Here is a 13,674-nt window from a genome sequence, read left to right as displayed (position 1 = left end):
ATGGATAGGATGCTCAGGATAGATAATCTTGCCTTATCTTGTTAATCTTGGAAATCCTGATTCAGACACTCTAATGTAGAAGTTAACAAAGAAGAGTTGAGACTCATTACTAAAAAATGACATGCATGTTTTTTTGGTTGTAACTTCCTGAATTTATTGATATTGAATCTGTAAATGTTTTAACTTTTAACAGACTCATGACTCTTTAAAGGGGAAGTGCAATGCAACATTTCATCAGATTAGCTATTTTGTTGTTACTGGCGTTTTTCTGCTCTCCGAATTACCTCCTGTGGTGTAAACCCCTCCATATCAATCTTGTTTATATTTCCAACATGCCCAACATAGAATCCAGGAAGGATTCAGGCGGTCTTTCCGAGTTTGCAACTCTTCTTGTTCGACAACGCAGGGAGAACAAACACCTTCTTTTTCTCCACGGTGGAGACTCCCTTGGCCCAAGTGCCCTTTCCTCCTTTGACCGTGGTGCCCATATGATTGATATTCTCAACACTCTTATGCCGGATGCCATGGCAGTTGCCAAGCGTGAATTCTCATACAAGGAAGATGAATTTATACTAAGGACATATGAAGCTGCATTTCCCATGTTAAATGCAAACATTATTGATCCCATGGGCAATGGTGGCAGATTTGAAGGGATTGAAAGTCAACTATTATATGAATATGGCCAATACAAAATAGGTATTTTTGCAATCATTGATCCGGAAGTTGTTTCTGCCTTTCGCACCGAGCGTATTTCCATTGCAAACAGTTCTGAAACAATACAGCAAATTTCAAATAAGCTCCGAACAATGGATGCTGATCTTGTCATTCTCATGACAGGCTACAACATTCCTGAAAGGGAGAGCCTTCTTGCTGATGGAACCATTGATATACTTCTTCAGTCAGATTCCAGGATGGACGAGGTTGTTCCAACGGAAAAAGGCCTTTATATCAGGCAGGGTTCTGATGATAGGCTTGCTGTAACAGTGGAGCTTAAGCTTGACAGAGATATAAACAAAAATTTAATCTGGTCAAACAGTGTTAAAATGGTTCCTTTAAAGGATTTACCGCCTGAGCCTGAACTTGCCAGACAGATAGATGGTTATCTTGCTCATCTTACCCAGTTGATGGATAAGGAGCTTGGCAAAACTCTGACTTCTCTTGATACAACCCGAAAAGCTGTGCGAACAGGTGAAAATGCCTTTGGAAACCTTGCGGCAGATTCGCTCAGGGCATGGCATGGAGCAGATATTGCCTTGATAAACGGAGGTGGTATCCGTGGCAACAAAATTTATCCACCGGGAACCATTCTGACAAGGCGTGATATACAGAGCGAATTGCCATTTCGTAACACAAGTACAGTGATACAGGTTAAAGGAAGTCAACTTCTTATTGCACTTGAAAACGGTTTAAGCAGAATTGAAGAAGAGAAGGGATGCTTTCCCCATGTATCTGGCATTGTTGTTCGTTACTCGCCAGAAGCTCCTCCAGGCAAGCGTGTCATATCTGTAATGGCAGGCAATGCTCCACTTCACCCCGACGCAAACTACAGAGTTGCAACCCTTGATTTTATAGCACAGGGCGGGGACGGTTATGAGATATTCAAACAGTGTAAAATATTGCAAGATCACCGTACAAGTCAGCTTTTGTGGGAAATTTTAAGGACACATATTCAGGAAAAAAGTTCTGTTTCCCCAACCATTGATGGACGGTTAATACAGGTGTCTGAATGATATCGTTAAAAAAACAGACAGACGGAAACAGGCATGGAATTGCTGCCACCATTGGAGGTGGACTTGCTGTAATGGTGGCTGTTCTGCTGATGATTTCCGTACTGTCACTGTATGGTCTTTTTAAGTTTGATAATGCATTGAATTCAATGGCCGAAAAGACCCTTCCGGGAATTATGATGAGTTCCCGTCTGACAAGCATGCTAAGTCAGTTACTTTATCAGACCGAAAGACTATCAGGAGCAGAGAGTGAGCCTGACCGCAGAATAGCACACAAAATGCTCCAGAACCATTTCATGGAGATCCGTACACTCAGCAACAATATAAGTGTTGAAACCAGAAAAAAGAAATTTAATGATGAACTTGATGCCCTTGAGTTGGCCATTGACGATCTCAATCTTCTTGTTGCTTCCAGAATAAAGATCATATTTAATGTTAACGAAGCTTTTAAAGCAATGTATCTTCTGAAAAAAGAATTTCTTGTTGCAGACTGTCTGACCGGCAAGATTAATAAAACTTCATGTCAAAATTCATCGACCACATCTGACAATGAAAACAATGAAGGAGATTATTTTGTCAGCCCTCCTTGGCCAAATTCTTCAGATACTCCGGACCATAAAAATAATGAAAAGCTCCTTTTTGCCATCCCCTCATGTTCAAATCCATCATCCATCTCTGACCATAATAGTAAAGGGTGCTTTGACGGCAAAAATGATTCGCTTGCAAAAAAACAGATAGATAGACTCATATTGCAATGGGAACAAAAATCTCAGAATATCCTTGATCATGGTGGCCAGGGAATGCTCATGACAAGCCTTTATGATATCAAACGCCTTGAGATGACACTTAAAAAAGAGCTGGATGTTCTGGATTCTCTTTTGCAGCAGATTTTTGATGCCGGATCAGGATTAAAATTTAGATTTTACCAGGGAGCTACCTGCCTTATTGTTGACCGCAATGAGATGTTTAAAAGGTTTGACCATTTCAGAAACAGGCTTGAAGCAGTTCTGTTTGGAGATTTCGGTATTATATCTTCAATACATGAACGTATTCGCATTGCAAGCAAAAGTGCCGGCAGGGGAAATTTTGTTCGCAGTCTTGTTGTGGAGTTCAACACCTCCAATATAACCGAATTTACCCGAATGGTTGAAAGTGCCACAAAAAATGCCGAGATGCTTTCAAGACATCTTAAAAGCTCCATCCTGATATATATTTTTTTGTTATTACTTGCTCTGATGGTTGCTGTGGGAGTCTTTTTCTATTTCAGGAATCTGCTGACAGTCCGGATGATTGCACTTAACAAGGCGGTATTGGGAAGGGTTGCTGGTCGCCAGACTGTTATAGATGAAAAAGGTAATGATGAAATTGCAGACATTGCCCGTTCTGTTAACTATTTTATAAATGAAATAAGCAGGGCAAGGGAACTGGCAGAGGATGCAAGCAGAGCCAAAAGTTCCTTTCTTGCAACAATGAGCCATGAGATCAGAACTCCCATGAATGCCATTATTGGCATGTGTCATCTGGCATTGAAAAGTGAACTTGAAGAGAAGCAGCACCGTTATATAAGTACCATAGATGTCTCTGCCAGATCCCTTCTTGCCATTATCAATGATATCCTTGATTTTTCAAAAATTGAAGCCGGCAGAATGAGTATGGAGAGGATAACATTTGACCTGAACCAACTTCTGGAAAATGTCCTGACCATCGTCAGGGTAAAAGCCGCGGAAAAGGAGAATCTTAAAGTTGTTCTTGATATACATGACAAGCTTCCCAGATTTCTTTCAGGAGATCCCCTTCGCCTTACCCAGGTATTGACCAATATTGCCGGCAATGCCGTAAAATTTACAAAGGAAGGAGAAGTTGTCATAACAGTGGATTTTTCTCCCCTTGAAGATGATAGATTAAAATTACTATTCTCTGTGAGGGATTCAGGCATTGGTATGTCACCTGAAGAACTTACAAAACTGTTTCAACCTTTTTCCCAGGCAGACTCATCAACCACCCGCAGGTTTGGTGGCACCGGACTTGGCCTTGTAATATGTAAAAATATTGTCTCCATGATGGAGGGAGAAATAAGTGTCACAAGCTCCCAGGGAGTTGGAAGTGAATTCTCCTTCAGTGCTGTGTTCGGTATGGGGTTGTTGTCCTCATCCATATCTTCCGAAAAGGCAAAAGATCTACCTGAAGCAAAATTTAAAAAGGCTGTTTTTTCAGGAGATTCCCAGAAGGAAAAAAATGTTTCTATGAAAGGTGATGTTTCTATGGAAGGTGATGTTTCTATGGAAGGTGATGCTCCTATGAAAGGTGATGCTCCTATGAAAGGTGATGTTCCTATGAAAAAAGATGGGCATCATGCTATTAAAGAGTCAATGCATAATAATCTTCATAATGGCAATGGCTGCTCACCTGCACAATCAAGAGATGAAAGCCTTACTAAAACAGCCAAATACGGAGAGATTGAGCTTAATAATGAGGCTGTTGGAAATAATGTGCCTGTTCGAAATAATATGCCTGTTCGAAATAATATGCCTGTTGGAAACAATGTGCCTGTTGGAAATAATATGCCTGTTGCAGATATTGATATCCTGAAGAACTTTTTAAACCAGCTTGAACCCAATGTAAAAAAGGCAAAGCCAAAGCTGTGCAAAGAGATTCTTTCTGAAATAAAAATGTATGTATGGCCTGAGGATACAGCTAAGTTGCTCCAATCGCTGGAGAGGGCAGTGGGTAGATACAAATTTTCGGATGCGCTTAAAATCATTAATGCGATATATGAGGGCTTTCATCAAAAACCGGAAGAAAAACAGTAATCAAAGTCCCTGTATCTTCAGATGTTTTCATCTGAATTGTTCCTCCAAGGGTCTGGGCGATCAGGAAAGCAGAATATGTTCCAAGGCCGGTTCCCCCTTTTTTTCCTGATGTGGCATATTTCTCAAAGAATGTATTTCTGATATCTTCAGGGACAGCACCAGGATTATGAATGGATATCTGCCTTGGAAAAACGCTTTTCAGTGTGATGGTAATTCTGCCTTTTCCGCGTGTTGCTTCAATGGCATTTTTCAACAGGTTGGAAAACATTGTATAACATAAAAGGCTCTCTCCCGAGACTCCAAATGTATCTGAGCTTTCTGCCTGTTTGCCATCAATTGTCATAAGGATCTCGGCTCTTTTTTTGATGGCACAGCACTGCTCCTTGATAATTCTGTTTAAAAGAGAGACAAGTTCTACTCTTACAGGCTGCAAATAATAAAAGCCCTGCTCCATTTTAAAAGTATCAAGTGAAAGATTTATCATGGAGAGAAGTTTTTGTCCCGATGCTTCAATCTGTTCAAGAAGCTCCACGGATTGAGGGGATAATTTTTCTTCAATCATCATTATCAACTGGGGAACATTGATAATTGACATCAAAGGATTTTTAAGATCATGGCGCATTATCTGCTCCATATCTTCCCGAAGTTTTGAAGCTTCATAAAGTGCCAGATGGTTTTTTACACGGGCTTTTACAACATCAGGATTAAATGGTTTTGTTATATAATCAATGGCACCGGCTGCAAGTCCTCTTGATTCATCCTCGCTGCTGTCAAGGGCTGTGATAAAGATAATAGGTATTTTTTTAAGAGCTTTATCCTGCTTAAGTCTCCGACAGACTTCATACCCATCCATTTCAGGCATCATGATATCAAGGAGAATGAGGTCTGGCTTTGTGGCAAATGCAATCTCAAGGGCACTGAATCCATCCAGTGCAACTGCCACCTCGCACATGTCATCAAGGATTTCCAAAAGGATCTCAATATTTTCCTGAACATCATCCACAGCAAGAACAGTTGGTTTTTTTCTATCTTTTGTCATTTTTTTAATTTCTTTTTTTATGGTGTTTACAGCAGGGGCTTAGTTTTTTGTATGTATTTTATGCTGTATCATCAGCAAACTGTGTGATAATGTAAACCTTTAAATCCAGCCATTAAGGTTTAGAAAAGTAACTATTCTATACTACAAAGGGAGATAAAACTCAACATGATTCGCCTTTTTACCGGTTATATCCTCTTTGTTGTTTTGTTATCAAATATATTGACAATTTTTTTCTCCGGAGTGACATATAAAACAAAAATTAAAGAGACCCTTTCCATGGCAGGCATGGAAACATCTTTTGAATATCAGAGGCAAAAACTTAAGGTATTGCTTGACAACAGTGTCAAGCTTTTTGAAGGTGGAATTCTTCAAAACTACGCATCTTATAACTTGCCGTATAATGAAATTAGCAACTTCTTTTTTCTTGAACCTGATGGGTATGAATATATAATCATATCTCCTTCCTCTTCTGAACTTCTGACAAAATCATTGGAAGAAAATTTCAGCCTGTCTGAAGTTGAGTTTAAAAATCTTGTTCAACGTATATCAACACTTGAGAATGGGAAAAAATATACTTTTAATGCTCAGTTTTCAGAAATAAGAGCTTCCACAACTTTTGCCAGCAGAAAAACCCTTAACACTGCAAGTATGGTTAAAAAAGGTGATCATGTTGTCATTGCAGGATTCAATTTTGATTATCTTGAAAAAGTTGCCACAGACAGAGATAATATTTTGTCAGAAAGCCTGAAGCGCTTCATAATACAAAATGCAGCTTTGCTGGCCTCTATTCTCGCTGTTATTTTTTTTGTGACCCGCCGTAAGGTTTCAGGAATAAAACAGGATTTGCTGGAAATTGATCATTTTTTTGGAGCAGGCAAAAATGATCTACCTGACTATTCTGGCATGACTGACCAGACAAAGCCTTATAAAGTTGACGGGAAAAATGATCCTGCCATTAAAACTGGCGAGCAAAAGGACTCCGCCCTTAAAATTGACGGGCAAATGGATCCTGCTCTTAAGATTGCCGAAAAATATACTCCTGTCTATAAATTTTCATGCAATGAACTTGAATCACTACAAAAAAGCATACGCTGCATAATTGAAGACCGGCAAAAGATCTTCAAACAGAGTACATCCCTTGTGTCAGGCATGAAACAACGTATGAAAATCATACAGTGCCTTTACAGAGCCTCCGAGCTTTTCAACAAAGCCGAGTTTACCAACAACGACCTTTACAGTGAGTTGATATCCCTTGTGAAAGAGGCCATTGACCATTCCGGAACAACTGTTGTAAGGCTTGATATTAACGGCAGGGATTACAGTACAGATCAATGGGAATTTACAAAGGAACTTTTTAAATCTGATATTGTTCTTGATGGTATTAATAAAGGTACAATTGCAATTTTATCTCCTGTTATAAATTTCCACGAGCTTCTTTCCCTTCAGGAAGAGGAGCAGTTTTTTGTAAACAGTCTTGCGGAATTAATATCTTCAAATCTAAAGCGCAAAGCAACTGAACAGCAGCTAAAGACAAGCGAACTTCATCATCGCACAATTTTTGAAAATTCTCCTGTTGGAATCCTTCTCATAGACAGCGATGGAGTAATAAAAAATTGCAATGATACATTGATCAAATTGATTGGTATTTCAAAACGTTACATCATTGGATTTAATCCTGTTAAAAACGGCAGGGATAAACAGATAAAAACTGCTCTCAATAAAGCCATTGCAGGAGAGCAGGCAGAATTTGAAGGCCGTTACCGATTTGATGAAAGCGGTGAATATAATTTTTTGAGAATCATCTTCAAGCCTGTGGATCCATCTTGCACACCTTCCGAGGTTATTGTTACTGTCGAAGATATCAGAGATCGACATAATGCTGAAGAGGCAGTTAAAAATAAGGTAAATGAGCTTGCAAGATCAAGGGTTGCACTGCTTAAAACAATGGAGGAGCTGGAACAGGCAAAAGATACTGCAGAAGAGGCAACCCGTGCAAAAAGCATGTTCCTAGCCAATATGAGCCACGAAATCAGGACACCCATGAATGCAATAATGGGAATGACATGGCTTGCACTTCAGTCTGAAATGTCTCCCCGCCAGAGAGACTACCTTGAAAAGATTGATATTTCGGCAAGATCTCTTCTTGGCGTTATAAACGATATTCTTGATTTTTCCAAGATTGAGGCAGGAAAGCTTAACATAGATATAGTTAGTTTTAATCTTAAAGAGATTCTTGACCATGTTTACAGCATTATGCTGCTAAAAGCAGAGGAAAAGGGACTTGAATTCTCTTTCCATGTTGATTCTGATCTGCCGGCCATCTTTTCAGGAGATCCTTTGAGACTGAAGCAGGTTCTGCTTAATCTGACTGCCAATGCCGTAAAATTTACTGAACATGGAAAAATTGAGATCCTTGTACAGCGTATTAATTACCCTGATAATAATAACCCTTATGATAAGCCATTAAATCAATTTCACAGTAACAATGACTTTTACAACAGATCAATGGAGTATGCCACAAAAGAAGATGGTGAAAAAGCCCTTATCCAGTTTTCAGTAAAAGACAGCGGCATTGGACTTGCCCCCGAGCAGAATAAAAGACTCTTTAAAGCGTTCAGCCAGGCAGATGATTCAACAACCAGAAAATATGGAGGAACAGGTCTTGGACTTGCCATATGCAAAAAGCTTATTCATCTGATGGGTGGCGATATCCGTGTAGAGAGTACTTTGGGAGAGGGAAGCACATTTATTTTTACGGTTCTGCTTGGTGTGGTGAAGCATCCCTATAAAGATCAATCTGATTATTGCGATGAAAAAGACTCTTCTGCTTGTGAAAAACAGATATTGCAAGGATTTGGAAATGATGTTGATCTTGATGATAAATCAGAAAAGGTCTCACTTAACCACACTCCTGCTTCAATCTCCAATAGCGATAAAAGCCTGGGGAAGCTCTGTGGCAGCAGGATTCTTGTTGTCGAAGATAGTCCATTTAACCAAGAAATTGCTGTGGAAATTCTTAAAGCAAAAGGGTGTATTACCGATGTTGCAGAAAATGGCAAAGATGCCATAGAGAAAATCAGGAAAAAGAAGTTTGATATTGTTCTGATGGATATCCAGATGCCTGAAATGGATGGCCTTGAAGCAGCATCAACCATCAGCCAAGATAAAAATTATGCGCATATTCCCATAATTGCCATGACAGCCCATGCCATGGCAGGCGACAGAGAAAAAAGCCTTGCTGCCGGCATGGTTGATCATATATCCAAACCCATTGAGCCTGACGAGCTTTTTGGACTCTTAGAAAAATATATTGTAGATAAAGAAAACAGTTGTAATATAAAAGAAAATTTTATTGAAAATGGGCTTACAGATAAAAAATCTGCTATTACCCATGTAATGGGAAAAGAAACTTACACTGAGATGAAAGCCGCAGTTGAATTTTCTGATAAAGATAGAGAGCTTTTTATTTCTGCCCTGAAAATATTGATAACGGAGCTCAGATCAGGAAAACCTAAAAAATGCAGGGAAATCCTTAATGATATTCTTGAAAAAGGATACCCTGCTTTTGTTAAAACAGATATGGATAAAATTGGTTCTTTTCTGTCACGGTACAAATTCAAGGATGCAGGTTCCATTGTCGAAGATATTCTGGTGAAATTATAGATTCTCAAAGTCGACACCTATGATCTTGTAAGCCTTGTCAACACTGTCTGAATCAGGATTCCCAAGATTAACAGGATAAGGCAGGATTATCTATCCTGAGCATCCTATCCATCCTGGTTATCCTGGTTCAGACAACTGCAATAACTTCTGAAAAAGCAATAAGATGTCGATTTTGAGTAGATTGCCGGACAAGTGCTTTCCAGACAAATGCTTTCCAGACAAATAGCTTTCTTGTAAGGTCATGGCGCGCCGTGCCCCTACCATTCATACCGAAAAATATTTTACCGTGGAAATGGATACAATTTTTCATATTCGGGGGTAGCTGGATGGCAGCCATGCCCGTTTAATCTGGAATGATATATCTGATGCAGGATAAAAAATGCAGAATAAAAACAGTTTTAAAAATAAAATACAGAGCTATTTCTCAAACCCGCATCTTAAAAAAAACCGCTTTAATTTTCTTAATTTTCACGGTAAGGCTCTCCAACATCTGACTGAAAAAAACAGCATGGTTGTTGTAGGGATTTTTATTACCTGCACCTTTTTTCTGATTTTACTATATCAACCATCAATTCTCTCTTTTCTTGATCAGAAAATTTATGATCTACAGCACAAAGGCATTAAAAGCAAAGGTACTCCCCAGCCGGTTATTGTTGATATAGATGACAAAAGCCTCAATGAGATGGGTCAGTGGCCCTGGCCAAGATACCTTGTTGCAGAGCTTCTTGACATCATAGGTGATGCAAAGCCCGGCTCTGTGGGCATTGATATACTTTTCACCGAGCCTGATAGAACATCTCCTTCGTGGGTGCTTAAAGATTTGGCATCAAGAACAGGCAATCAATATTCATTTGAAAATATCCCGCATGATTTTCAGGATAATGATCTTATGATGGCACGGGCATTGAAAAACGCAAAATTTATTCTTGCATCAAAATTTATCACATCTTATCCTAAAAACCTTTTTCCAAAGAATTTAACCATCTTGCCATCACCTGCTTTGCACCATGAAAATGGAAACAGTGATTTTCATGGAGACCCTTCAAGGCAGTCAATATCCCATTTCCATAATAAAAACAAAGTTAATGAAAACAAAGTTAATGTCAAAGAGCGTTTGGTTCATACCCTTGATACACTGATACGTTCACCTGATGGAAATTTTGATAATTACAGCATAAAAAATTCCCAATGGAATTCACTCCTTGCACCTCTTGATCTTTTTACAGAGACAGCATCAGGTACAGGCTTTATCAATATGCTTCCTGACAGCGATGGTATTATTCGTAGGGTTCCCCTGATTACAAGCCATAATGGATATTTTTTCCCTGGCTTTGCTCTTGCCACTGTTATGCAGCAGATGAATGCCAATAAGGTTATTATAGAAATTTCATCATCAGGAATAGAAGGATTGAGAATAAATCAGACCCTTATCCCCCTCACAAGTGATGGAGAACTTCTGATTCATTACAGAGCGCCCAATGAACCTTTTGAAATCCTTTCGGCATCTGATCTTCTGAACCACAGGGTTAACTCCAAAACATTGAAAGGAAAAATGGTTTTTCTCGGGACATCTGCATCTGGCCTTGGAGATTTTCACTTTACCCCGTTAAGTTCGGTCTGCCCCGGGGTCAATATCCATGCAACAATTGCAGATAATATAATAAACAAAAATTTTTTATCACGACCGGTTTGGAGCAGGGGACTGGAACTCTTTTTTACAATTATAACAGGCTTGATTTCAACCCTTATTATGGTTCGCTTAAGTCCCATGTTGTGTCTTGCATCCCTTGCGCTTATGATCTTTTTGCTCTTTTTATGCCAACTGGAATTTATTCATAGCATTAATGTTGTAATATCAACGCTATACCCCTTTCTTGTGATGCTGACCACTTTTTTATTTCTAAGCATACTGCGTTTCCGCATTGGAGAGAAAAATATACTGCAGAAAGCAAGGCAGATGGGTGATGCCCAGAATCTTACCATCATGGGAATAAGTTGTCTTGCAACAAAAAGGGACGGGGAAGACAGTCTCCATATCAGAAGAACAGCGCAATTTGTAAAAATTATTGCAAAAAGGCTTTCGCTTCACCCCGACTATGCAGATCAACTTGACAATGAAACCATTGAGATGATGCACAGATCTGTACCTATGCATGATATCGGCAAGGTTGCTGTTCCAGATGCAATTCTTCTTAAAGCAGGGAAACTTACAGAAGAAGAGTTCAATGAGGTTAAAAAACATACTGAATATGGGTGGCAGACAATATGCGAGGCAGAGAAGGCTTCAGATGTTGAGATGAATAGCTCTTTTCTTGCAATTTCCAGGGAGATCATCCGTTATCACCATGAAAAATGGGACGGCAGCGGCTATAATCACGGCCTTAAAGGCAAGGAGATCCCACTTTCTGCAAGGATAATGGCACTTGCAGATGTTTATGATGCCCTTATCAGAAAAATGAAAAGAGCAGATGGTGATTTTGATCATGAAAAGGCAAAGGATATAATTTTACAAGGCAAGGGGAGGCACTTTGATCCTGATATTGTGGATGCGTTTATCCTTGAAGAGGAGCATCTAATAAAAGTGTCAGAGCAGATGAGCAGAGAGACGACAGTCAGCATCACTGTGGATTAAGCTCTTCGTTGAACTGTTTCAGGCTGCTTGCACGTCCCATTGCAATTACAGTATCACCCTCTTCCATAAATGTTTCAAAGGAAGGATTAAATATCATCTCACCATCTTTTTTCTTTATTGCAATTATTATAAGATTGTAATTCTGGCGTATTCCTGAATCCTTTAGCATGATGTTGATGATCTTGGATTTGGGTGAGATTCTTATCTCTTCAATCTGAATGGCTCTCTGTTTTCTGGAGAGTGCTATGTCAAGAAAATTGCTGACACTTGGCCTTAAAAGTTTCAGTGCCATTGATACCGCACCAACGTCATAGGGAGATTCGACACGGTTGGCACCGGCTGCCAGAAGTTTACTTTTGACGTTTTGGCTGCCAGCCCTTGCCATGATATAGATATCAGGATTCAACTGACGGGCTGTTAGAACCAGAAAAACATTATCAGTGTCTGTGGCAAGTGCAGTGACAATGGCCTTTGCTCTATGAATCCCGGCTTTGATAAGAGTTGATTCACTGGATGCATCTCCTTGGATATAAAGCATTTTGTCTTTCTCAAGTACAGGGACAAGCTCTTCGCTTTTTTCAAGAACAATAATCTGGGCTGATTCTTCATTTATCTGTCGGCAAAGTGTCCGGCCAATTCGACCATATCCGCAGATGATGTAGTGATCCTTAAGTCTGTTGATGCTTTTATCCAATTTTCTTCTCCCGAGGATGGCTCTGATTTCTCCTTCTACCACAAACTGAACCACAACACCTGCAAGATACATTACAAGACCGACACCGGAAATAATGAGTATTGTTGTAAATATACGGCCATTAAAACTCAATGGATGCACTTCACTGTAGCCCACAGAACCTAGAGTCAATGCAGTCATGTAAATGGAATCCATAAGATCCCATTTTTCAATGAACATATACCCAAAAGTTCCCATGGCAAAGACCATTAAGGATGCGGTTGTAGATATTATGAGTTGTCGAAGTTTATTCATGGAATTTTATTAACCTCACTATAATTAAAAATCAAGAAAATAGTAATATCTATGCCCATCCTTCATATGACCCCAAAAGTACTTTACACTTTTCTTGACGGAAAAGGCTTCTGCTGATAATAGGTAAACATGAATATTGATTCCATAAAATATGACAGATGGCGCAATAATATGGTTGATCAGCAGATTGTTGCAAGGGGCATCACAGATCCTGCAACCATAGATGCCATGCGAACCATTCCAAGGCATCTTTTTGTTAGCGAAGCCCTTATTGACAATGCCTATGGTGATCACCCTCTTCCCATTGGTGAGGGTCAGACCATCTCCCAGCCATATATTATAGCAGAGATGACACAGGCTCTGAATCTTAAGGGTGGGGAGCGTGTCCTGGAAATTGGTACAGGCTCAGGGTATCAGGCTGCCATACTCTCCCAGATTGTGTTCAGGGTCTATACAATAGAGAGAAACAATAATCTGTTTCTAAGAACACGTAAACTATTTGACAACCTTAAATATCATAATATCGTTACCAGATATGGAGACGGCACCCAGGGATGGGTATCAGAAAGCCCTTTTGATGCTGTTATTGTGACAGCAGGCGGAGAAAAAATACCACAACCCCTAATTGATCAGCTTACAGTGGGTGGACGCCTTATAATGCCTGTGGGGGGACATCTTATTCAGGAGCTTCTACTTGTTGAAAAAAGAAAAACTGGTATTTTCACCACAAGTATGGGCGGATGTCGATTTGTAAAACTTATTGGCAGGCATGGATGGAAAGAAGAAGAGAAAGATCAGTAGTGCTATTGTATTCC

8 protein-coding genes are annotated in these 13,674 nt (G+C 39.6%); 5 read left to right on the top strand and 3 right to left on the bottom strand.

Going from position 1 to position 13,674, the window contains the following annotated elements; translation table 11 throughout:
• The first annotated feature begins 221 nt into the window (after positions 1-221).
• Together MTBBW1_RS06385 and MTBBW1_RS06380 are read left to right on the top strand one after the other, a co-directional pair.
• On the top strand, positions 222-1,730 hold the full coding sequence (locus tag MTBBW1_RS06385; RefSeq protein WP_080800773.1) for a bifunctional metallophosphatase/5'-nucleotidase: 1,509 nt from the start codon (positions 222-224) through the stop codon (positions 1,728-1,730).
• Positions 1,727-4,537 (top strand): ATP-binding protein, encoded by a 2,811-nt coding sequence (locus MTBBW1_RS06380; RefSeq protein WP_080800770.1) that lies wholly within the window; start codon positions 1,727-1,729, stop codon positions 4,535-4,537. The genes MTBBW1_RS06385 and MTBBW1_RS06380 overlap by 4 nt, the downstream gene beginning before the upstream one ends.
• Here MTBBW1_RS06380 and MTBBW1_RS06375 read toward each other — a convergent pair.
• Positions 4,488-5,576, bottom strand: a complete 1,089-nt coding sequence (locus MTBBW1_RS06375) for an ATP-binding response regulator (RefSeq protein WP_080800767.1) — start codon at positions 5,574-5,576, stop codon at positions 4,488-4,490. The genes MTBBW1_RS06380 and MTBBW1_RS06375 overlap by 50 nt on opposite strands.
• Before the next feature lie 165 nt (positions 5,577-5,741).
• Here MTBBW1_RS06375 and MTBBW1_RS06370 point away from each other — a divergent pair, with 165 nt between their 5' ends.
• Positions 5,742-9,239, top strand: coding sequence for a response regulator (locus MTBBW1_RS06370; RefSeq protein WP_080800765.1), 3,498 nt, complete (start codon positions 5,742-5,744; stop codon positions 9,237-9,239).
• Positions 9,240-9,366: 127 nt separating this feature from the next.
• Here MTBBW1_RS06370 and MTBBW1_RS06365 read toward each other — a convergent pair whose 3' ends face one another.
• Positions 9,367-9,549, bottom strand: coding sequence for a hypothetical protein (locus MTBBW1_RS06365; RefSeq protein ID WP_139786683.1), 183 nt, complete (start codon positions 9,547-9,549; stop codon positions 9,367-9,369).
• Between the two features lie 69 nt (positions 9,550-9,618).
• Between MTBBW1_RS06365 and MTBBW1_RS06360 the strand changes: the two genes are divergently transcribed.
• Positions 9,619-11,871: a CHASE2 domain-containing protein gene (locus MTBBW1_RS06360; RefSeq protein ID WP_080800757.1), complete on the top strand. Its 2,253-nt coding sequence runs from the start codon at positions 9,619-9,621 to the stop codon at positions 11,869-11,871.
• On the opposite strand, the gene MTBBW1_RS06355 is transcribed toward MTBBW1_RS06360, so the two are convergent.
• Positions 11,858-12,859 carry a potassium channel family protein gene (locus tag MTBBW1_RS06355; RefSeq protein ID WP_080800755.1) on the bottom strand — a complete coding sequence of 334 codons (1,002 nt, stop codon included), beginning with the start codon at positions 12,857-12,859 and terminating at the stop codon, positions 11,858-11,860. The two genes, MTBBW1_RS06360 and MTBBW1_RS06355, sit on opposite strands and share 14 nt — an antisense overlap.
• 129 nt (positions 12,860-12,988) lie before the next feature.
• Here MTBBW1_RS06355 and MTBBW1_RS06350 point away from each other — a divergent pair, with 129 nt between their 5' ends.
• Positions 12,989-13,660, top strand: coding sequence for a protein-L-isoaspartate(D-aspartate) O-methyltransferase (locus MTBBW1_RS06350; RefSeq protein WP_080800753.1), 672 nt, complete (start codon positions 12,989-12,991; stop codon positions 13,658-13,660).
• The last annotated feature ends 14 nt before the right edge of the window (positions 13,661-13,674 follow it).

Source organism: Desulfamplus magnetovallimortis, from assembly GCF_900170035.1.
GTDB lineage: Bacteria > Desulfobacterota > Desulfobacteria > Desulfobacterales > Desulfobacteraceae > Desulfamplus > Desulfamplus magnetovallimortis.
The sequence above is the reverse complement of the archived record's forward strand: the minus strand, read 5'-3'. Positions and strand labels throughout refer to the sequence as shown.